This window comes from Paenibacillus sp. MT86 (assembly GCF_058792535.1).
In genome coordinates this window covers 910844-931493 of record NZ_CM179499.1, presented here as the reverse complement: position 1 = coordinate 931493, position 20650 = coordinate 910844, and the positions used below count along the sequence as shown (strand labels likewise).

Below are 20650 nucleotides of genomic sequence, written 5' to 3'. Positions count from 1 at the left end.
TCTCCTTACCCTTTGCGGGTTATTGTAATACGGCTTGGTCTAAGGCTTGGTTTAAGGCTTGATCAGCCAATCGTCCAATGCAAAATCGGTTTCCGCCAGCTTCTCTTCGATCAGAAAGGCCTTCGTTCCTTCCAGCAGCTGCAGCCCTTGTTCGGTAAAAGGAACCTCTTTGATCAGCTCGATCGGGCTAACCTTCTTCACGTACTCCACCTTCGTGCTCTGCAATTCGGCCAGAAACGCATAGTACTCTTCCTCATGCTGCTTTAAATCCTCTAGCGCCTTGGAACGGGCTTCATTCCACGCCTTGGCGAAATCCGGATATTTCGCCAGATAATCCTCCGACACTACGGTTACGCTGGTTCCATACAGCTCGGGATGCTTGGTGGCATCGTCCAGCAGCGTATAGCCTTCATCGATTTGTTTGAGCGTATAGACGCCGGTATTGGTCATCGCGTCGATTTCCCCGCGGGCCAGGGCAGCCTCCGCATCCACGCGAAGCAGGTGGATGACCTTCACATCCTCAGCCAGCCCCTCTTTCTTCAAAAGACCGGCCAAGTATCGGTGGTGGAAGGAACCTTTTTGAGTGGCTACCGTTCTTCCCTTTAACTCTTCCAGGGAAGCCGGGCCACCCTTCTTCGCCACGAGGTACCCGATGCTGTCGGTCGAGCCTTGGGTAATCACCTTGGTCTTCGCTCCCGTTGAGCGTGACAGGATGGCCGGCGTATCGCCCAAACTGCCAAAGTCCAGGCGACCGCTGATCAGCGATTCGCTCAAATCCGGACCGTTCGGAAAGGCGGTCAGGTTTACCGTTTCAATCCCGTGCTTCTTGAGCTCTTCCTGAATAATGCCCTTATGGAACCCCCAGCCCTCGGCGCCTCCAGGCACATTCAGGGCATTGGTTCCTATATATCCGTAATTGAGCGTCTTCGGCACGCCGGAGCTTGATGCCTCCGTTATTTGATCTTTGGTCCCGCAGCCCTGTGAAAAAGCAAGCGCCGCCGCCACCAGCGTCAATAAAATCGCGTATCGCTTTCGCTTGTGTTTTTTAACGTTTCGATTTTCCATTCGATTTCTCTCCCCTCACAGATCCCATCTCGATATGACATTGCCTCGCTTTCGCTTCTTACGCCTCTTGCTTCTTACGGGGCTTCATGGAATCCCCGGCAAACCCTGGCATCAATGAGCCCGCAGATCGTGCTTCCCATGCAGACGGGAAGAGTGGAGCTGCCTGAAAAAGGGGGGAGACTGACGATCAAGGAACAGAACGCTTCGCGAGCTGAGCCAGAAACGCATGGCTGGATATGGACGTTCGGCCGGGTCCCCATCCCACCTTCTCGCGGTAGCCCCCCAACAGCTCGGCCTGCTCCAGCTCCGCCTCGCTTAGCCCGCTGAGCCGGTCCGGATGAGGCGCGACGTACATCGCGTCCGCCGGACAATAGAGCTCGCACATAAAACAGGTTTGGCAATCGTTCTGGCGCGCAATGACAGGCACATCGTTATCGACTTTATCAAATACGTTGGTCGGACATACGGAGACGCACAGATTGCACTGCACGCATCTGGCATCGCTGATCAGCTCAATCAAAGGGAAACCGCCTCCTCGCTCACGCGCTGCGCCCGGACGCTGATTTCATCCAACCCGGATGTAATCAGGCGGTAATGCTGCGTCTCGTCCAGCTCCGGATAATCAACCCGTTTATGCATTCCCCGCGTTTCCGTCCTGGCCTGCGCCGAGCGGTACATCCAGCGGGCCGTTGCAGCCATGGCCGCTGCCTCGCGTTTCTTCACCGCCTGATAATCAAGATGGATGGGTTCCTGCCGGATCGATTTCCATACGCCGTCGAGCCGTTGCAACGAATCCCGAAGTCCCTCATCCGTACGGAACAAGTTCCGGTCATAAGGCATGACCTCTTCCTGCACCGCCCGAATGTATTCCTCCGCGGCAATCGGCGGCTTTTCCTGCAGCGATCCGTAGGTACCGGATGACACGAGCGGAGCCGAAGACAATCCGTGCACCTCGCGTCTAGCGGCATGCCGTCCCAGCGATTTGGCATAGTCCGCCGCGCCTTCGCCCGCAAAGCTGCCGGAAGACATCGCCCAGGCGGCATTGTGGCTGCCGCCTCCGGTGAATCCGCCGCAGATCAGCTCCCGCGTTGCGGCGTCTCCGGCGGCATACAAGCCGGGGACCTTCGTGGCGCACGTTTCGTCCACGATATGAATGCCACCGGTCCCGCGCACCGTCCCTTCGAGCCGAAGCGTTACCGGGAACATATCCTTGAACGGGTCGATGCCCATGCGGTCAAACGGCAGGAAAAAATTCGTCTGCCCCACCCGGAGCAGCGGCTGCAGATCGGCGGGCGCCTGATCCAATCGGGCATATACCTGTCGGTTCTCCAGCAGTTTTTTGGCAATGACGGAACGTCCTTTGGTCGAGCCCGCTCCCTCTACCACCGTGCCGTCCTCGTAGTAAAAGCTTGCATAACGGTAATACGCCGTTTTGGTCACCGAGGAGAACGTTGGCGATATGGCGTAGGCGTTGGAGAACTCCATGCCCGACATTTCGGCCCCGGCCTCGGCCGCCATCAGATAGCCGTCACCGGTCAACACGTTGCATCCCAGCGCTTTGCTCAGAAAGGCGCAGCCGCCGGTTGCGATGACTACGGCACCCGCCGTGACTCTCCAGGGATCGCCGCCCTGCGTGCTTACGCCAGCGGCGCCCCCCACTCCGTGTTCATCCGCCAGAAGTTCCAGCGCAGGGCTGTGGTCGAGTATTTTGACGCCGGCTCTTTTCACCAGCTTGCGCATGAGACGCATATACTCCGGTCCCTGCAAGCCGCGCCGGAATATGCCGCCATCCGGATCGACCGGGAACGAATACCCCCAGCCGCCAAGGCGGTTCATATTCTCGTAGGTTTGATCCAGGACCCGATCCATCCAATCATTCTCGGCTAAGCGTCCGCCCATAAAATACCGGCTCATCTTCGCTTCCTGGCGCTGCCGCCCTTCAGGCTCCACGTACCATACGCCCGTGCCCGACGGCGCCGTTGCCCCGCTTGATCCACAGAAGCCCTTATCCGCCAGCACGACATTGCTGCCTTTCGCCGCGGCCGTTAAAGCCGCCCAGGCTCCGGCCGGGCCACCGCCAATGACCAGCACATCCGTTTCCAACTGAAGCGTGCTGCCTTGAATACGTGAACTCATGCATGTTCCCCTCCTAATCATCATTGTCCCTCTGTTCTCTCATTCACGAAGCCGGATCATCCCTTGTAGCTATCCCGCCACTTCAGCAAGCGGCGTTCCAGAGAACGGACGAACAGATCCACCATCATGCCGACGACGGCAAAAACCAATACACCCACAAAAATTTGCTCCGTTAACGAGGATTGCTTGGCAAGATTGATCAGAAACCCGACCCCCGACTGCGAACCGATCAGCTCCGCAACGACGAGCCCGAGCCAGGATACCGCCAACGATAAGCGGAGTCCCATTAACAGGTTAGGCAGCGAAGACGGGATGATCAGCTTGATGATCTGCTGAACCCGGCTGTACTGCAGCACCCTCGATACCTCGAACAGCTTTTTGTCGACGCTCCGGATGCCGAGAAACGTATTGACGTACAGCGGAAAAAAAGCTCCCTTCGCAATGATTAGCACCTTCGACGTTTCTCCGAATCCGAACCACAAAATAATAAGCGGGGCGATCGCCAAATGGGGGATCATCCGCAGCATCTGCACCGTCGGATCCAGGAATATTTCCGACTTGCGCGAGAAGCCCGTCAGCAGGCCGAATATCAAGCCCAGGCTGCCTCCCAGGGCGAAGCCCGCAGCGGCGCGGCCGATGCTTATGCCCAGATGGGTCGCCATCTTGCCCGAGGCGATCAGATTCCAGAGGGATTCGAAAATCGCTGCCGGCGTCGGCAGGAAGAACGCATCGATCCAGCCAAGATTGCCTGCCAACTGCCATATGGCCAGCACCAGAACCGGAAGGGCCGATCCGAGCACAATGGCCCGTAGTAAGGATGCACGCCGGCGATTGGAACGCGCGGCAGCAGGATCGGGCGGCTGCGATACAGCGGGTGGCTGCCCCGCCGCAGGCAGCGCAAGTTCGTTCGCGTTATTCATCGTGTCTCCTCCTCTCTCTTGGAATCAGAAGCCGTGCTTTAGCCCTCATAGCTGTCGTTCCATTTCAGCAGCCTGCGCTCCATCAGCCTAACCGCGGCGTCTGCTGCTTTGCCGATGACGGCAAACAGGACGATGCACACGAACACGGTTGCGGTTTTGCTGAACTGTCTGGCATCCGTCATCAAATAGCCGATGCCGGACGTGGAGCCCATGATCTCGGCAACGACCAGCCCGAGCCAGGCCAGCCCGAGGGACAGCCGGATCCCGAGGAAGATATGCGGCAGGGAGGACGGAATGACCAGCTTGAAGATTTGCTGGATACGCGTGAAACCCAGAACCCTTGTTACTTCGAACCATTTGTTATCCACGCCGCGGATGCCCAGATAGGTTTGGATATAGAGCGGAAAGAAAGCCCCTTTGGCGATCAGCAGTATTTTGGACGACTCCCCGATTCCGAACCAAAGCACGAACAGCGGCGCAACCGCTAAATGCGGAATCATGCGGACCATCTGAATGGATGGATCGAGCACCCGCTCGGATATGCGGAATACCCCGACCAGAATACCGAAGGCTAGGCCGAGAGCCCCTCCAAGGGCGAAACCCGCCGCGGCACGAACCAAACTGATCCGCACATGACCGACAAGGTCACCCGAGCCCGCCAAGTGGACAAAAGCCTCCGCAATGCGAAGCGGCGTCGGGAAGAGCAGCTCCGAGATGTAACCAAGGTCGCCGAGCACCTGCCATAAAACCAGCAGCGACACGGGAAGAACCGCGCCCGCAGCAAAGGTGCCCAGCGACTTCCTCCATATCCCGGCACCTGCTTCGCCCGGGGAGAGCCTCTGCCGCTGCCCGGCGGCGGGCTCCGGTACCAGCGACTCGCTGCCGTGGACCGGAGCCGGAGGGTCGTGCCGGTACAATCGTGCATGGTCACTCATTGCGATCACGCTCCGGCTCGGGAAACGCAAAGCTTTCATCATCTAACCTGAACATCAGCCAAACCCGTTTCATAAGCGCACCTCTCTCCTCGAATACAAAAGGAGACATTCTTCGAAAAACCGAAGGAATGTCTCCATTAGAATGGTTGACAGTATGAATGCTATTGGTTTAGTTCCTGCTTTAACTTCGCCGGGGGAGAATCCGATCGATGAACGGGGTCTCGTCGATCTCGGCCAGCCGGGTCCGCCCGCGTCCCCAGCCGACCGTCTCCCTCCAGCTTCCGATGATCCCTACCGCGATCAGTTCTTCTTCCGTCACCTTCTGCTCCATATCCGCAAAGGGAGAAACATACAGAGCATCGGCAGGACAATAAGCCTCGCATATAAAGCAGGTCTGGCAATCCTCCTGACGGGCAATGACCGGAAGCCCCGTCTCCGTCCGGTCGAATACATTGGTCGGACAGACCTTGACGCACAGGCCGCACTCGATGCACCGCTGCTGACTGACAACCTCGATCATGAGCCTTCCACCTCCCCGGCCGCTGCCGCGATCCAGGCAGCAGCCCCCACGGCTTCACTGCTCCTATTTCTTGAACCGCCATAGTGTCGGCAAGCGTCCATGGTACCTCGGCTTGCCTGCCGGGGCGGCCGCCCCTCAGGATATACCTGGATATGATCGATCCCCCTTACGGTCAGACGATGCTGCTGGTCCGGATTGAGATCCGGGTATTCCAGAAGGGTATGCATCCCTCTGGTTTCCCGCCGGGTCAGCGCAGCCGCATACATCCATCTTGCCGTTGCCGCCATGGCCGCCGCTTCCCTTGCCTTGATCCGCTCGCGCGAACCCCCGGTTACCTTCGCGTACACTTCCGGCCATAGCCCGTTCAGCCGTTCGAGCGATTGCTGCAGGACCGGTTCGCTGCGAAAATAATTGATATCCAGCGGAAACACCTCCCGCTGTACCGATTGAATCAGGCCGGATGCATCCATTCCCTGCCCATGTGCTGCGGATGGATAGGACATTCCGGCCCGCCCCGCACCTTGCAGGCGACGGCCGTCCGCAGAAGAACGCGTACTCAGCGCATGCTTCGCCGCCGATTCGCCAGCCCACGTTCCCGAGCAAATCGCCCAAGAGGCATTAAAAGCCCCTCCGCCCGACTTGGCACCGGTCACCCGCTCCCGGGTTGCGGCATCGCCGGCGGCGTACAGACCCGGTACCGTCGTCGCGCAATCTTCGCCGGTGATCCGGATGCCTCCGGTTCCGCGGACCGTCCCTTCATAGCGGAGGGTCAAGGGAAAACGCTCCTTAAAGGGATCGATTCCCGCCCGATCATACGGAACAAAGAAGATGGCGTGCGATTGCCTTAAAATGCGCCGTTTCTCTTCCGTGTCGGCATGATTCAGCATGGCATATACCGGTCCTTTGCGGAGCATCGTCGGCAGAAAATCATGCGGCCTGGGCCCTCCGGGGCTGTACAGCGTATTCCCGTCTTCGTCATAATACGTCGCCCAGTTGAGAAGCCGCCCCCGGGTCACCGTGCCAAACGCCGCGCTCGGCGCATATTGGCGGCTGAATTCCATACCGGATAGCTCGGCGCCAAGCTCCGCCGCCATGAGCAGTCCTTCGCCTGTGAGCACGTTGCAGCCAAGGCCCTTGCTCAGAAAGGCGCAGCCGCCGGTAGCTATGACAACCGACTGTGCCCGTACCTCCCAATTCTTGTTCTTCTGCCTGCATATGCCTCGTGCTCCTCCGACCCCATGCTCGTCGGCAAGCAGCTCGAGCGCCGGGGACTGATCCATGATCCGTACACCCGCCCGGTTGACCGCGCTTCGCATCAGCTTCATATATTCCGGGCCCTGCAAATGGTCTCGCATGGGGACCCCGTTCTCATCGCGGCGAAACGGGTATCCCCATGCCTCCACGCGTTCCAGGTTGATGTATACCTGATCCAGCACGCGATGGATCCAATCCGGTTCCGATAAATAACCGCCCTCCTTCATCCGCTGGGCCACGGCTTCATCGCGCAGCTTATGGTCAGGGGGCAAATATAGCAGATTGGTTCCTCCGGGTGCCGTTGCCCCGCTGGAGCCCAGAAACCCTTTATCGGCCAATATGACTTTGGCACCTTGGGACGCCGCGCTCCAGGCTGCCCAAGCCCCTGCGGGACCGCCGCCAATGACGAGGACATCCGCCGTCAGTTTCAATTCATCCTGTGCACGCAATCGTTGATCCCCCCGCTCCTTGGTTGATAGTAAATCGAGGTCCGTACGACAAAAAGGAGATCATGAAGGATGCTCATGATCTCCAGCAGACTGGTCGATTCAAATTTATTTATCATAGTTATTCGATTGGAATTATCAAGTATATTATCAGCTGATGGCACAAGCGTCAAGATTATTTTTCGGAGGGATCGCTTAACAAAGCGAGACATTCGCTCCCGAGCTTTCCTAAGCCCCGCTGTCTTCGCTCACGCAATTTTTCCTTATATCCTGACAATTTGGTACAATACAGACGGTACGAGAATGTCAAATGAAGGGACTATGATCGATATGTTCAAAATTTTCATTGTCGAAGACGATGCCGGGCTGGTCGGCCTGCTGAAAGAATATCTTCATAAATTCGGTTATGCGACGCAGTCCGTTCATGATTTCGAGACGGTGCGCGATCAATTTGAATCGTATGACCCTCATCTTGTGCTTCTGGATATCAATCTGCCTAAATTCGACGGCTATTATTGGTGCCGGCAGTTCCGCAGCCTCTCCACCTGCCCGATCATCTTCATCTCGGCCCGCGACGGGAAAATGGATCAGGTGATGGCGCTGGAGAACGGTGCCGATGATTATATAACCAAACCCTTTGACTACGAGATCGTCATGGCCAAAATCAAGAGCCAGCTCCGGCGGGCCTACGGGTCCTATGCTGCCGGTCAGAATGAGCGGGTCCTCAGCATCGCCGGACTCACGCTTGACGTTGAGCGTCTCTCCGTTTCGCTCGGACCGACCCAAGCGGAGCTCAGCCATACCGAAGCCAAAATATTGGACGAGTTAATGAAGAAGCCCAAGCAGATCGTCAGCAGGGACCGGCTTCTGGAGAAAATATGGGATGATCAGGCCTTTGTGGACGATAATACGCTGAATGTGTACATCACCCGCGTCCGTAAGAAACTTGCCGCCCTCGGAATCGAGGATGGCCTTCAAACCGTGCGCGGGCGCGGCTACCGACTGGTACCGAGCTGGAGGGACGAAGCATGAGACTATTTTTGCAAGAACAGCGTCCCTTAATGATTGTCTACATCGCCCAGCTTCTTGTCGTTACCCTGATCTATAGGCTGGACGGTTATCGCAATTTGACGGTCAGCCTGTACGCGGGCATCATCAGCTTGCTGCTGCTCGTCGGCTATCTCGCCTTCCGTTTCATTGCCAACCGTTCCTTCTATAAACGGTTGGAGCAGCCGCTCCCGGGAGAATCCCTCACAGGCGAATCCTCGGCAGAATCCTCCCACACCCCGCTCGCCGAAGCGCTTCATCAGCTGCTGAAAACCCAGTTCCGGCATTACACCACGGATCTGCATAACTATAAGCATAAAATTGAAGGCCATCTGCAGTTCATCAACCAATGGGCCCACCAGATGAAAACGCCGATTTCGGTCATTCACCTGATTCTCCAGGATGATGACGACCCCCGTTTTGCCGCGATCGGCGACGAGCTGGACCGCCTCAAAAAAGGGCTCGATCTCGTGCTGTATACCGCCAGGCTCGATACGTTCGAGCGCGATTTCCATGTGGAAAACCTGCCGCTTCAGCGAATCGTCCGAAATGTCACGTCCGAGCAAAAGCGGCTGTTTATCCGGCGGAGAATGTACCCGTCCATCCGGATCGATTCCGGATTAACGGTGGCCACGGACGAGAAATGGCTCTCTTTTGTGCTGACGCAGCTGCTGACCAACGCGGTTCGATATACGCTGAAGGAACAAGGCACCCTCTTTTTCAACGGCTACACCCGGGAGAATCAAGTCGTGCTTGAGATAAGGGACGAAGGCATCGGCATTCCCCAAAGCGATCTCCCGCGGGTGTTCGATCCTTATTTCACCGGAGAGAACGGGCGCCGATTCCAGGAATCGACAGGCATGGGCCTGTTTCTGGTCAAACAAATATGCGACAAGCTTGGACATGCCTTCGAAATCGAATCCAAGGTCGATGAAGGAACGACGGTCCGCATCATTTTTGCGGATGCTGCGGGCCATATCGCACAATGAATTCCACCGGCAGATGGCAGGGTTCGGCAGTACAAGCTATTTAAGTCCGCTGCGGCTTATTCCCGATCTGCTTACGCGGGCAAAAGAAACCTTACAAGGTTGTAAGGTAACTGTAAGTTACGAATATGGCATGGACGCAAACGAATCTTTTACAATGATAACATCGTTATAGAGGAGTGAAGATATGCCCATCCTGAGCGTCAAGCATCTATCCAAAATCTATGAGGGCAAAGTGGCGTTCCAAGCGCTGAACAATATTCACTTCAACGTCTCCAAAGGCGAATTCGTCGGTATTATGGGACCTTCCGGCAGCGGAAAAACGACGCTCCTCAATCTGATTGCGACCATTGATCAGCCCACGGCCGGGGAAGTGATCATAGGCGGACGCAATCCCCATCTGCTCGGCAGGAGCGATACGGCTCTGTTTCGGCGCAGGGAGCTGGGCTTCGTCTTCCAGCATTTCAATCTGCTGGATACGCTGACCGTTGAGGAAAACATCGTCCTGCCGCTGACGCTGGAGGGCATGCCGCTGGACGAAATGGGCATCCGGCTGAACCGGATCGCAGACCGGCTCGGGATCGGGTCCATTCTGCACAAGCACACCTATGAGATTTCCGGCGGGCAGATGCAGCGCACCGCCATCGCGAGGGCGCTCATTCAGGAGCCCTCCCTGATTTTGGCTGACGAGCCGACGGGGAACCTGGACTCCAGAGCCTCCAAAGAAGTGATGCAGACGCTTTCCGCTTCGAGCAAAGAAGCTTCCGCAACGATTCTCATGGTCACTCACGATCCGGTGGCAGCCAGCTACTGTGACCGCGTCTTGTTCATCAAGGACGGTCAACTATATAATGAAATGTATTGCGGTGACAACCGCCAAGCCTTTTTCCAGAAAATCATCGACATGCTGGCGCTGCTGGGAGGAGGAAGTCATGACCTTTCGACAATTCGCTTTTAGGAATGTCCTGAGGAACAAGCGGACCTACGCGGCCTATTTCTTAAGCAGCGCATTCTCCGTCATGATTTTCTTTGTGTGCGCGCTGTTCCTGTTTCACCCTTCCATCACGGACGAGATGTTCTATCCGGTCGTGATCCAGGCGATGGTTAGCGCTGAGCTGATTATGTACGTATTCTCGTTTTTCTTCGTGCTGTATTCCGTCGGGGCTTTCTTGAAGACCCGCAAGCGCGAGTTCGGCATTCTGTTCATGCACGGCATGACGGACCGCCAGTTTAACAAGATGGTGTTTCTTGAAAATATGATCATCGGCGTAAGCGCGATCGCCACGGGCATCCTGTTCGGCATCATTACAGGCAAGCTGTTCCTGATGGCAGGCTCGGCCTTTCTCGGAGTCCCGCCCCTGCCGTTTCGGCTGAGTCTGCGCCCGCTCGGGCTGACGATCGCGAGTTACGCGCTGCTGTTCCTCATCATCTCGCTGTGCACGTCCTGGCTGCTGCGGCCCAAAGCGCTCATCGACTTGTTCCAGTCCGGACAGCGGCCGAAAACCGCGCCCAGAACATCGCCGTGGTTATCCATATTGGCGGCTGTCCTGCTGCTTGTCAGCTACGGCCTGGCAGCCACGACAAGCGCATCGACCCTCGCGCTGCGCATGTTCCCGGTTACCTTGATGACGATGATCGGCACTTATCTGATTTATTCGCAGTTAGGGGTTGCTCTCGTCCGCAGGCTGAAAGAAAGCCGCCGGTTCACCTGGAGAAGAACCAAGCTGATCTCGCTATCCAGCCTGCAGTACCGGTTGAAGGATCATGCCCAGATGTTTTCGATGGTGACGATCGTGCTGGCCGTGTCTTTTTGCTCGGTAGGCGTATTCGCCTCCATTCCGGTGCTCACGAAGCAGTTCAACGAGGACTTCCCGGCCGCCATCGGTTATCTCGCCAAAACGGGAGATACCTCCGAAGAGCAGCATTTGAACGAAATCCGGCAGGAGCTGGAGTCGAGGAAAATACCGTTTGAAACGCTATCGTTTCGCGTTAAATATACGGATGCCGAACCGGCATCCGCACAGGCCGGTCCATCGGAGATTCCGTTGACGCTGATCGCGTTCTCCGACTATAAGGCGGCCGTCGTGATGGCGGGACTGCCGTTTGACGAACAGCCGCCGAGCGGCGAGGAGGCCCTTGTCCTCATTGCCTCGCAAAACGACAGAGCTTATACCCGCAACCGGGATTACGCTTCTTACCGACTTCGGGATTCCGGCATCCGGCTGCGTGAAATCGGTTATTCCGATCATGTCGGCGTGCCGGAATACTTGCTGCCGGAGATGGATGACGATTCCCGTTTCGGCGGTCTTGTCGTCAGCGACGACATCTTTGCCGCCGTCACGGATCCGGTCCGTCAGGAACGGTACACCGGCTTTTACGTGGACGATTTTACGGAGACGGAGGGGATCGTTCCCCATTTGGCTCCGGGCGGTGCCGTGCGCTATGAGATGGACCGGACCTTTGCGCTGGCGGTCAGCGGTACGCTGTTCGCCCTTCGGGACAGCCTGTACAACATGCTGCTCTTCGCGGCATTGCTTGTGGGCACGGTGTTTTTTATCGCGGCTGGAAGTTTCCTGTACTTCCGCCTCTATGCCGATCTGGATTTTGACCGCAGGCATTATGCCACGATATCCCGGCTCGGCATGACGGACGGGGAGTTCAGGCGGATCGTTACCGGACAGCTCGCGCTGCTGTTTTTTGTACCGATCGGACTTGCGATCGTGCACAGCATCTTTGCCTTCATCGCGCTGCAAAGCTATTTCTATTTATCCATTGCGGCTGAAATGGGCATCGTGCTGATCAGCTTCCTGATGATGCAGGTCCTGTACTTTTTCTTCATCCGCAGCCAATATCTGCGCAAGCTGAAGCAGACCCTTATATAAAGGATGGCAAAGGCCTCCTTATCTTTTGAAAGAGGTGTAACTTTTGGAAAACTGGATTACGGACATTATGGAGAAGTTCGGCTATGTCGGCATCCTGCTGATGATTGCCCTGGAAAACGTGTTCCCGCCGATTCCCTCCGAGGTCATTCTGACCTTCGGCGGATTCATGACAACCTACACGAAACTGACGGTGCCCGGCGTCATTATCGCAGCTACCATCGGCTCCGTGGTCGGTGCCGTCATCCTGTACGGGATCGGACGCCTGCTCGATGTCGAACGGCTGGAGAAAATCGTGGACCGTTGGGGGCATATCCTCCGCGTCAAAAAAGAAGACATCCGCAAGGCGGATGCCTGGTTCGATAAATACGGCTACTGGACCGTGCTGTTCTGCCGCATGATTCCGCTGATCCGGAGCCTGATCTCCATCCCGGCGGGGATGTCCAACATGAAGTTCGGCATGTTCCTGCTCTTTACGACCATCGGTACCTTGATCTGGAACGTCATTCTGGTATCCGTCGGAGCCGCCGTCGGCGATTCATGGGAAAATATCGTCGCCTTCATGGACGTCTATTCCAATATCGCTTATGCTGTAATAGCCGTGGCCGTGATCGCATTCCTGTTCTTCTTCTTCCGCAAGCGGAGAAAATCGGCTTAAGCTGGAACCACGCATTTCATGCCATGCATCATTCATATCATTACATTTTACATTTTTAAGTAAGGGAGAGACCGCAGGTCATGGATTTTTTAACCATCCTCAAAGCAATTATTCTGGGAATCGTCGAGGGACTGACCGAGTTCGCTCCTGTATCCTCTACCGGCCATATGATCATCGTGGATGACATGTGGCTGAAATCCGAGGAGTTTCTGACGAAATACGTAGCCAACACGTTCAAGGTCGTGATTCAGCTCGGCTCCATTCTCGCCGTCATCGTGGTGTTCAAGGACCGCTTCCTGGATCTCTTGGGACTCAAGCGCAAAAAGCCCGAAGCCGGCGTACCGGCCGGTACGGGCAGACTGAGACTCAGCCAGGTGATCGTCGGTTTGATTCCGGCCGGCGTTCTGGGCGTCTTGTTCGAGGACCTCATTGACGAGCATTTATTTTCCACCGAAACGGTGCTGATCGGTCTTGTAATCGGAGCCATCTTCATGATCGTTGCCGACAAGGTCAGCTCGAAAAAAGAGCCGAAAGTGGTGTCTGTCGATCAAATTACGTACAGGCAGGCATTCAGCGTCGGGCTGATTCAGTGTCTGTCGCTCTGGCCAGGCTTCTCCCGCTCCGGCTCCACCATCTCCGGAGGCGTTATGCTGGGCATGAGCCACCGCGCGGCGGCGGACTTTACGTTCATCATGGCCGTGCCGATCATGTTCGGGGCCAGCTTCCTGTCGCTGCTGAAGAACTGGGAATACTTCACGCTGGAGGCTCTTCCGTTCTTCATCGCCGGATTCGTGGCGGCTTTCGTCTTCGCTTTGATCTCCATCCGCTTCTTCCTGAAGCTGATCAACCGGATCAAGCTGGTGCCGTTTGCGATCTATCGGATCGTGCTCGCTGCCATTATTGCGTTGGTGCTTTATCTGTAATTAGTAGCTCAGCCTTACAGCACCATTAGAGTTTGGGAGACGCTCCGCTGCTTCGAGCTGAGCGGCACTTCATAATAGCAGCTGTGTTTGGGGTAAAAAAGGCAGGTCAAGATTTCATATCTTGACCTGCCTTTTGTTATCGGCGTTGCCGCACGCTCGTTATCAGTCGTGACACCTGCTGTGGTTTCGACCCGGAGCCGATTGGTTTAGTCTACGGCGGCATGACCGCACAGGCCGATTGGTTTGGTCTACGGCAGCATGGCCGCACAGGCCGATTGGTTTTGCCATGGTGGCATGACCGCACAGGCCGATTGGGTTTGCCACGGTGGCATAGCCGAACAGCCTGTTGACACGGATGCGGGTATCTCAACTGTTTTGGGCGGGGTTAACGACGAAGGAGTGAAAACGGATGGTATAAGGCGAACGGCTAGACGACAGACGTCCAAGCAGCATGCTCTGGGACCACGCACTGTGGGTCAGGGAGCAGTGCGCATGATGCGGCTGATCCGGACCAGAGATCCGTTATTTTCAATAGTTCGCCTGAATTTCAATATAAGCGGACACCAGATCCGCTATGTTACGAATTCCGGTTCGATATCCGCCTGTTTTCAGAGAATAACGGATCTCATGTCCGAAACATTTACGAATCCCCTTATTTCTCATCAAATAAGGTCCGCTGTGTCCGCTAGCGATGCGCAATGTGAGATATTCCGCTATTTTGGTACGTTATGATCAAAATACGGTTACTTTAAAGTACAAACCATCGATTATTTTGTTACTTTAAGGTTATACTCCATTTTTATTTCCCTTATTTGTACCTGATGAGCTAAGATCCAGTTACTTCAATACTCCACGATAACAAGTTCAGTTACTCTATATTCCAGATTATAAATTCAGTTACTCTGATACATAATGAGTCAATTCATCCGGTTATTTGGTTAGTCCATGATTCATCGTACATTTCTTTCGTTAGGTAATTTCAACGACTCAGCTAATTAGATAGCCTATCAACTATTAGCTATGCTCCTGCAGAAGATGATCACGATCCTTACACCGTGACCGAAGGCAGCACGCGCATCATATCGGCTTAAATATGTATTGCGCCTTAGACCGATGGAGCGTGCAACAATCTTCGAACTGACCGCGTAACCCGGAGGTTGAATCGCTTTTGCAGCGCCTATAAGATACCGGCCTAGTGCGCAATATCGGTTGCACTGCCTGCACGATTACAGGGTCGCTGCACCTAACCGCTCCTTAGAATAATACCGCACCTGTTTACCATGCCCATTGGCGTATTCGATCTCAGCCCGCGTGCTCTCGCCGATATACCCGTTCACATCGATCACAAAGATTTCGTCGGACATATCGATTTTGCGGAAGTGCAGCTCTTTGAGCCTGCGCTCCTGCTCTTGCGTGATCTCGATCCCGTCGCTCTGCTCAAAAAAACCGACGCTAAGGACGATATGTCCGCTAAGCGTAAGCGAAGCTTCGGCTTCTCGAAATTGCGCTTTAAACTTGGTGGAGCCGCATAGTGTAATCACCTGCATGGCACACCCTCCTTTTCGCTATATTCATGCTTTAAATGGTTCTCGATCTGGCCAGTATCCAGCGGTCAAACATCCCCCCAGGAATATCATGATGCAAGCCATCGTCCAAGGCAACAAACAGAAGCCCTCCGGTATGGAGAGACTTCTGCCTAATGGTTGTATGGGGAATCCCCTGTCCAGCGACGAGCCAAGATCAATCATTTCCGTAGACGGGCGCATCCCCCCATGCTTCACTCTTCAAACGATAAATTGGCGGGCTCCTCAAGCAGCTCATAGTGAACGTCAAGGTTCGTCGTCGGTACGCTGAGATCTACCTCTTCAAAGCGGAAGCTGTCCACCCACACCTTGCCTGTCCCCATAAGCAGGACGCCGATCGAGATCGTGGCGCTATCTTCAGGCACGTCCAGCACGATGGCATAGTGATTCCAGTGCGTGCTGCCGACGATGCGCCGATTGTTCATATTATCGAACTGAAGCACGTCTTCGGCACGATTGTCGACGCGCATCCACAGTCCGCAATAGTCCTTCACGTTGTCGGTTTTAACGAATCCGGAGAAGCGCATCCGCTTGCCCGCATACTTGCCGGCTTTGAACTGCTGCATCATGGTTGCAAAAGCGCCATCCTCCATCGGCGTAAGGGCTCTTAAGTAACCCGAAGTACTTCCCTGGTGGACGGTGGTCCGATCGACGCCGATCTCATAATCTTGAGGGTGGCTTCCGCTTAGGAACCAGCCTTTTAATGGGGATTGAGCTTGCTGCTGCATGTGATCCTCTCCTTTTGGATAATGTGAATGATGGGCATGAACCGCAAAGATTTTGCGGTAACGCCCCGGCGGCATGCCGTACAATTTTTTGAATGCTCTCGTAAACGACTCCTGGCTCTCGAAGTGACAGTGCAGGGAAATGTCGATAATCGCAGCCTCGGTGTGCAGCAGGAGCTGCGCCGCATAACAGAGCCTTCGTTTTCTAAGGTAATCCGCGATGTTCATGCCGACCTCCCTCCGAAACAATCGGTGGAAATGATACGGCGAAAAACCGGCATAGGATGCAATATCCGCGAGGGTCAGCCGCTCCTCCAGATGCTGCTCCATGTACGCGATGCTCTTTTGGATAATACGCTGGGTACTCAGGGTCAGGCCCTCCTTTGTTATTAAGGATACCAAAAGGGAGCAAAGCGTTTTTGATCTTTTTTGCCAATTTAAGAAAACCGTTGGTCCGCGCATATTCTCGGAGGTCTTGCCGGAAAATTGCGGAGATAGCGGAGACCCTCTGCTTGCGCGATTCAGGGACGCTCATCCTTTGAAGTCCCTTGAAGTCCCATTGTTCTCATATAAAAAAGCCCCCTCGATTTCGAAAATCGAAGGGGCTTAAATTGCAAGGTTCTCTGCCATCAATCCATCCTCTAGATGGAATGACTTCATATCCTAAAGGGGCCAGACTGCGCCTCTAACAAAGGCATAGCCCCGTACTTCACAGGCATCGGCGCTTCCGGCCGTAGGCAGAAGTGTCATCCTAAAGACGATTGCGCTGCTGCTTATTCTTCAAGAACGAATCCCTGCACGCTCACATTACATAACGGGAATTTCCCGCTCCCCGGCTTTATCGGCAAAACCGCACTATCCCTGCGGCTTCAGCTGAACGGTGCGCTTGGTGCTTGCAGACTCGTACGCTGCAATGGCAACCCGGGCGGAGAGGTAGCCGTCTTCCCCGGTAATTTCGACCGGCTTGCCGTCGCGGATGCTTTCGACAAAGCTGTTGACGAGGCCTTCGTCCATATCATCGCCCCAGAAGCTCCACGACGCTTTACCGGTCACATCGCTGTATACATCGTTCTTCTGGGCAAAAGAATCAATGTTCAGCACGCCTTTGGTGCCGATGATCTCAAGCGTTACGTCCCCCCATGTCGGGAAGGTGCGGTTGCGGGACCAGCTTGGGTCCAGCACGGCCACGACGCCGTTCGCGAATTTGACGTGGACCATGCCGGCGTCGTCAATCTCGGTATCGTTGAACAGCGTTTCCGCATGGGCGTACACTTCCTCGGCCTTGCTGCCGGTAAACCAGTGCATCAGGTCCATCACATGGACGGTATGATCCAATACGGCGCCGCCGCCCGATTTCTCCCGTTCAATAAACCAGCCGCCCGGCATGGTTCCCCGGTTGGTTCCCTTCATAGCCAAAATGTCACCGATCTGCCCTGCGTCAATCGCTTCCTTCGCCTGGCGTACGGACGAAATATATCGGCAAGGAAAAGCGGTCATGAGCTGAACGCCGTTATCCTTGCATGCCTGAATCATCTCCAGCATCTCGGCTTCCGATAGGCCCAGCGGCTTCTCGCAAAGCACATGCTTGCCCGCCGCAGCGGCACGTTTGGTAATTTCCGCATGACGCGCGTTCTCCGAACAGATGACTACGGCATCCAGTTCTTGTGCCAGCAATTCATTATAGTCGGCATAATACGGAATCCCCCGGTCCACGGAGTAAGGGCGAACGCGCTCCGCGTCTTCGTCCGCGATTCCGATCACCTCGACGTCATCCCGCTTCAGCATGCCGAAGAGATAGCTTGCCGCATGCATATGGGCAAAGCTGATAAACCCTACTTTCACCTTTTTCATGAAACCGTCCCTCCGATCATCACGGGCTGTCCAGTTTGTGCCGATTGCTCCGCTGCCTGAGCGATTTCAACGGCGTAGCAAGCATCCTTGATGCTGACGAGCGGCTCGCTGCCGTCTCGGATGCACTCGATAAAATGCTGTACCTCGTTATAATAAGGGTCATGGAGGCTCGGACTGGAAGGAACCTGCACAGCAGCTCCCTCCCCGGCCTCGGCGCTAGCCAATTTCAAGTCTAGGGACTGTACCTGATTGCTGTCGAATCGTACGATGCCTTGGTCTCCCGAGATCTCGAACTGCGTCGTAAATGGACCGGGATACCCCCAATATCCGGTTAGACTCGCGATGGCGCTATTTTTAAAATGAAGCGTAAGCTGGGCGTACTCCATCTGCGGCTCGGTCCGCTTCACGGTCGAAGCATATACCGACTCCACTTCCCCGAATAGCCAGCAGGCAAAATCGATGTCATGAATCATCAGATCCATGATGACGCCGCCGCTCTTGCCAGGGTCGTTGTACCATCCATCCATTCCCTGCGGGTAGGAACCGTACCGCTTCAAGTGAGCCATCTTCGGCGTTCCGATATTCCCCGAGCGGGCCTGCCGATAGGCATCGTGATAGTTCGGGAAGAACCGGACGACATGTCCGATAAACAACCGGACTCCGTGCTTCTCGCAGGCCGCCTTCATCTCCTGCGCATCCTCCAGCGTTAATGCTGCCGGCTTTTCGCAGATGACGTGCAGCCCTTTTTCGGCCAGTTTCAGTACAAACGGTTTGTGGAGATAGGTGGGCAGACACACCGCAACCGTTTCCAAATCTTTTTGTTCAAACAGCGACTCTACATCCGTGTATGCCTTCGCCCCGGTCAGAGCTGCAGCGCGCTCCGCTCGTTCGGCGTTTATATCGACCACGCCCGTCACCGTTACTCCCGGCATTTTCGCCAAATTGTGCGCATAGGCCGTCCCCATCGTGCCGCAGCCCAATATCGCTATGTTCATGCTTATCCCTCCAGTATGCCTATAATGACATGGATCATCAGGTGATGCCGTATCCGCCGTCCGCGATACCGCCCACCCTGTTACATTCTTCATGTAACATGACATTCCTGCCTGTATTCCTCAGGATTCGTGCTTTTTTGAACTTATGCCGCTAACTTGGTAAAGTGTATATATAGAGCAGAGAGAAAGGGTGTAGCGAGAACATGTCAGAACTTGTCGTACAAACGAAAGACGGGCGCATTCAAGGCCTTACGGAAAACGGAGTGCGCGTATGGAAGGGAATTCCCTATGCGAAGCCACCGGTTGGCCCGCTGCGGTTCCGTTCTCCTGTGCCCCCCGATTCATGGGACGGGATTAGAGAAACCACCGCTTTCAGTCCCATGTGCCTTCAGCCGCTTGAATCCACATCCAGCATGCTTGGCGGCGGCGTGACCAAGACGGTATCCGAGGATTGCCTATATCTCAATGTGTGGGCACCCCGGAACATGCCGGCGGAGCCGCTGCCCGTCATGGTATGGATTCACGGGGGCGCTTTTGTCACAGGCTCGGGCAGCTTGCCAAGCTATAACGGCGCGCCCTTCGTTCTCCGAGGAGACGTGATCGTGGTTACCCTCAATTACCGGCTGGGCCCCCTCGGCTTTCTCCATCTCTCTCCATACGGCGAAGCCTATTCCTCCAATACCGGTTTATTGGACCAGATCGCTGCCCTGGAATGGGTGCGGGACAATATCGCGGCCTTCGGCGGCGATCCGGAGCGGGTTACGGTATTCGGGGAATCAGCGGGCAGCATGAGCATTGCGGCGTTACTGGCGATGCCTGCAGCCAAGGGACTGTTCCACCGGGCGATCATGGAGAGCGGCGCTGCCCAGGTCATGGTTCCGGAACAGGCACGGATGATAACGGCCGGCCTGCTTAAGGAGCTGGACATTACGCCTGACAACATCCATCAGCTGGATTCCCTGACAGGCGAGTCGATATTCGAAGCCGGGGAACGGCTGAAGAAGCAGATCGGACCCGGCGTCAACATGATCTTTCAGCCGGTTCTGGATCCGGGCACTTTGCCGCATGATCCGCTGCAGGCCATCCAATCGGGATGGGCCAAGGACGTGCCGATCCTGATCGGGACGAATCTCGATGAAGGGGCTTTGTTCTTCCGGCCGGACATGCCGCTTGTGAAGGAAGACGTTCTAGTCCGCACCGTGGAGATGATGACCGGCATTGAGAATGCCGCCCCCATCACCAAGGAATACCCGTACAGCATCGACGGACATGCCCAGATTATGACCGATCTGTACTTCTGGCGCTCGGCCCTGCAATTCGCTTCCGCACAGAGCAAACACGCGCCGGTATGGATGTACCGGTTCGATTGGACCTTACCGGACCATCCGGTGCTCGGCAAAGCGATGCATGCCCTGGAAATCCCGTTTGTATTCAACACGCTGGCGCTGTTTGAGAACATCGGCGTTCAAGTCGATGCGGCTACGCAAGCCCTGTCGGACCGGATCCAGGATGCCTGGATTGCATTTGCGCGGAACGGCTCGCCGGATACCGAGGCGCTGCCGTGGCCAGCTTATGATCCGGCTTTGCGTTCAACGATGATATTCAACAACGACAGCAGGATCATCGAGGACCCGGATGCGGAGAAGCGGAACATGCTGAAATTATAATAAGGACACGCCATAAACCAGGGGATCCTTCGCCGATTGGAACCCTGGCGGCAGCAAAAA

At 55.5% G+C, this 20650-nt stretch carries 18 protein-coding genes; 7 read left to right on the top strand and 11 right to left on the bottom strand.

Going from position 1 to position 20650, the window contains the following annotated elements; genetic code table 11:
* Positions 1-51: 51 nt before the first annotated feature.
* From AC3RCL_RS04010 to AC3RCL_RS03980, 7 genes are all read right to left on the bottom strand, one after another.
* Entirely contained in the window at positions 52-1065 is a 1014-nt protein-coding gene (locus AC3RCL_RS04010; RefSeq protein ID WP_492534610.1) for an ABC transporter substrate-binding protein, read from the bottom strand.
* Between the two features lie 187 nt (positions 1066-1252).
* Positions 1253-1585 (bottom strand): 4Fe-4S binding protein, encoded by a 333-nt coding sequence (locus AC3RCL_RS04005; protein ID WP_009594932.1) that lies wholly within the window; start codon positions 1583-1585, stop codon positions 1253-1255.
* The gene (locus AC3RCL_RS04000; RefSeq protein ID WP_492534609.1) at positions 1582-3201 is read right to left on the bottom strand and encodes an FAD-dependent oxidoreductase; all 1620 of its coding nucleotides are present in this window, start codon (positions 3199-3201) and stop codon (positions 1582-1584) included. The genes AC3RCL_RS04005 and AC3RCL_RS04000 overlap by 4 nt, the downstream gene beginning before the upstream one ends.
* Positions 3202-3257: 56 nt before the next feature.
* Positions 3258-4121: an ABC transporter permease gene (locus AC3RCL_RS03995; RefSeq protein ID WP_492534608.1), complete on the bottom strand. Its 864-nt coding sequence runs from the start codon at positions 4119-4121 to the stop codon at positions 3258-3260.
* A 38-nt stretch (positions 4122-4159) separates the two neighbouring features.
* Positions 4160-5056 (bottom strand): ABC transporter permease, encoded by an 897-nt coding sequence (locus AC3RCL_RS03990; protein ID WP_492534607.1) that lies wholly within the window; start codon positions 5054-5056, stop codon positions 4160-4162.
* Positions 5057-5237: 181 nt separating this feature from the next.
* Positions 5238-5576, bottom strand: a complete 339-nt coding sequence (locus AC3RCL_RS03985; RefSeq protein WP_012818980.1) for a 4Fe-4S dicluster domain-containing protein — start codon at positions 5574-5576, stop codon at positions 5238-5240.
* Positions 5573-7279: an FAD-dependent oxidoreductase gene (locus tag AC3RCL_RS03980; RefSeq protein WP_492534606.1), complete on the bottom strand. Its 1707-nt coding sequence runs from the start codon at positions 7277-7279 to the stop codon at positions 5573-5575. Before AC3RCL_RS03980 ends, AC3RCL_RS03985 begins: the two co-directional genes overlap by 4 nt.
* 327 nt (positions 7280-7606) lie before the next feature.
* Between AC3RCL_RS03980 and AC3RCL_RS03975 the strand changes: the two genes are divergently transcribed.
* The 6 genes from AC3RCL_RS03975 (at position 7607) to AC3RCL_RS03950 (ending at position 13769) form a co-directional block, all read left to right on the top strand.
* Complete coding sequence (locus tag AC3RCL_RS03975) at positions 7607-8308, top strand: response regulator transcription factor (protein WP_192569762.1); 702 nt, start codon at positions 7607-7609, stop codon at positions 8306-8308.
* The gene (locus tag AC3RCL_RS03970; protein WP_012818977.1) at positions 8305-9312 is read left to right on the top strand and encodes a HAMP domain-containing histidine kinase; all 1008 of its coding nucleotides are present in this window, start codon (positions 8305-8307) and stop codon (positions 9310-9312) included. Before AC3RCL_RS03975 ends, AC3RCL_RS03970 begins: the two co-directional genes overlap by 4 nt.
* A gap of 184 nt (positions 9313-9496) precedes the next feature.
* Positions 9497-10267, top strand: a complete 771-nt coding sequence (locus tag AC3RCL_RS03965) for an ABC transporter ATP-binding protein (RefSeq protein WP_192569763.1) — start codon at positions 9497-9499, stop codon at positions 10265-10267.
* Positions 10242-12191 (top strand): FtsX-like permease family protein, encoded by a 1950-nt coding sequence (locus AC3RCL_RS03960; protein WP_492534605.1) that lies wholly within the window; start codon positions 10242-10244, stop codon positions 12189-12191. Before AC3RCL_RS03965 ends, AC3RCL_RS03960 begins: the two co-directional genes overlap by 26 nt.
* Before the next feature lie 43 nt (positions 12192-12234).
* Positions 12235-12846: a DedA family protein gene (locus tag AC3RCL_RS03955; RefSeq protein ID WP_009594880.1), complete on the top strand. Its 612-nt coding sequence runs from the start codon at positions 12235-12237 to the stop codon at positions 12844-12846.
* 80 nt (positions 12847-12926) lie between these two features.
* Positions 12927-13769, top strand: coding sequence for an undecaprenyl-diphosphate phosphatase (locus AC3RCL_RS03950; RefSeq protein ID WP_036664481.1), 843 nt, complete (start codon positions 12927-12929; stop codon positions 13767-13769).
* Positions 13770-14995: 1226 nt separating this feature from the next.
* Here the strand turns inward: AC3RCL_RS03950 and AC3RCL_RS03945 are convergent.
* The 4 genes from AC3RCL_RS03945 to AC3RCL_RS03930 form a co-directional block, all read right to left on the bottom strand.
* A complete protein-coding gene (locus AC3RCL_RS03945) occupies positions 14996-15316 on the bottom strand; it encodes a hypothetical protein (protein WP_213580186.1) in 321 nt (106 codons plus the stop codon).
* A 230-nt stretch (positions 15317-15546) separates the two neighbouring features.
* The gene (locus AC3RCL_RS03940; protein WP_096777045.1) at positions 15547-16446 is read right to left on the bottom strand and encodes a helix-turn-helix domain-containing protein; all 900 of its coding nucleotides are present in this window, start codon (positions 16444-16446) and stop codon (positions 15547-15549) included.
* Positions 16447-16932: 486 nt separating this feature from the next.
* Positions 16933-17928 carry a Gfo/Idh/MocA family protein gene (locus AC3RCL_RS03935; protein ID WP_192569766.1) on the bottom strand — a complete coding sequence of 332 codons (996 nt, stop codon included), beginning with the start codon at positions 17926-17928 and terminating at the stop codon, positions 16933-16935.
* Positions 17925-18923 carry a Gfo/Idh/MocA family protein gene (locus tag AC3RCL_RS03930; RefSeq protein WP_492534604.1) on the bottom strand — a complete coding sequence of 333 codons (999 nt, stop codon included), beginning with the start codon at positions 18921-18923 and terminating at the stop codon, positions 17925-17927. Before AC3RCL_RS03930 ends, AC3RCL_RS03935 begins: the two co-directional genes overlap by 4 nt.
* Positions 18924-19126: 203 nt before the next feature.
* Between AC3RCL_RS03930 and AC3RCL_RS03925 the strand changes: the two genes are divergently transcribed.
* Positions 19127-20590, top strand: a complete 1464-nt coding sequence (locus tag AC3RCL_RS03925) for a carboxylesterase/lipase family protein (RefSeq protein WP_096777048.1) — start codon at positions 19127-19129, stop codon at positions 20588-20590.
* Positions 20591-20650 lie beyond the last annotated feature (60 nt).

Bases quoted from the DNA above. Each gene is read 5' to 3' on its own strand.
- AC3RCL_RS03950 (WP_036664481.1), top strand. From the start codon at position 12,927: ATGGATTTTTTAACCATCCTCAAAGCAATTATTCTGGGAATCGTCGAG.
- AC3RCL_RS03975 (WP_192569762.1), top strand. From the start codon at position 7,607: ATGTTCAAAATTTTCATTGTCGAAGACGATGCCGGGCTGGTCGGCCTG.
- AC3RCL_RS03925 (WP_096777048.1), top strand. From the start codon at position 19,127: ATGTCAGAACTTGTCGTACAAACGAAAGACGGGCGCATTCAAGGCCTT.
- AC3RCL_RS03995 (WP_492534608.1), bottom strand. From the start codon at position 4,121: ATGAATAACGCGAACGAACTTGCGCTGCCTGCGGCGGGGCAGCCACCC.
- AC3RCL_RS03985 (WP_012818980.1), bottom strand. From the start codon at position 5,576: ATGATCGAGGTTGTCAGTCAGCAGCGGTGCATCGAGTGCGGCCTGTGC.
- AC3RCL_RS03930 (WP_492534604.1), bottom strand. From the start codon at position 18,923: ATGAACATAGCGATATTGGGCTGCGGCACGATGGGGACGGCCTATGCG.
- AC3RCL_RS03965 (WP_192569763.1), top strand. From the start codon at position 9,497: ATGCCCATCCTGAGCGTCAAGCATCTATCCAAAATCTATGAGGGCAAA.
- AC3RCL_RS03990 (WP_492534607.1), bottom strand. From the start codon at position 5,056: ATGAGTGACCATGCACGATTGTACCGGCACGACCCTCCGGCTCCGGTC.
- AC3RCL_RS03970 (WP_012818977.1), top strand. From the start codon at position 8,305: ATGAGACTATTTTTGCAAGAACAGCGTCCCTTAATGATTGTCTACATC.
- AC3RCL_RS03945 (WP_213580186.1), bottom strand. From the start codon at position 15,316: ATGCAGGTGATTACACTATGCGGCTCCACCAAGTTTAAAGCGCAATTT.
- AC3RCL_RS03935 (WP_192569766.1), bottom strand. From the start codon at position 17,928: ATGAAAAAGGTGAAAGTAGGGTTTATCAGCTTTGCCCATATGCATGCG.
- AC3RCL_RS03960 (WP_492534605.1), top strand. From the start codon at position 10,242: ATGACCTTTCGACAATTCGCTTTTAGGAATGTCCTGAGGAACAAGCGG.
- AC3RCL_RS04010 (WP_492534610.1), bottom strand. From the start codon at position 1,065: ATGGAAAATCGAAACGTTAAAAAACACAAGCGAAAGCGATACGCGATT.
- AC3RCL_RS04000 (WP_492534609.1), bottom strand. From the start codon at position 3,201: ATGAGTTCACGTATTCAAGGCAGCACGCTTCAGTTGGAAACGGATGTG.